Source organism: Escherichia sp. AM3, from assembly GCF_032029835.1.
Taxonomy (GTDB): Bacteria; Pseudomonadota; Gammaproteobacteria; order Enterobacterales; family Enterobacteriaceae; genus Escherichia; species Escherichia coli.
Genome location: NZ_JAVUPQ010001140.1, coordinates 1 through 253 on the forward strand (window position 1 = coordinate 1; position 253 = coordinate 253).

1 protein-coding gene is annotated in these 253 nt (G+C 60.9%); it reads right to left on the minus strand.

Annotated elements, in window-relative coordinates; translation table 11 throughout:
• Window positions 1-60: 60 nt before the first annotated feature.
• The coding region (locus tag RTW80_RS30050; protein WP_312721827.1) for a potassium-transporting ATPase subunit C at window positions 61-253 on the minus strand (193 nt) is incomplete at its 5' end.

A 253-nucleotide genomic window follows, 5' to 3' on the forward strand; every position in this document is an offset into this window, starting at 1 on the left:
GGCTTCAGCCGTCTGTTCAAGCAGCCTGTCCGGATCCGGGCGCATGGGCTCGTCGGTCATTTAGTTCTTCCTTAGCGCGTCCAGCGCCAGATTCAGCTCAACAATGTTCACTATCGGCATGCCGATGAAGCTGACCAGCGGCTTTTGCGTATGTTCTGCGACCAGCTGGCTCACCTGCTCGACGGTCAGCTGACGGGCGGCTGCCACGCGTGGGATCTGCCACACCACCGCATCCGGCGTCAGGCTGTAATCC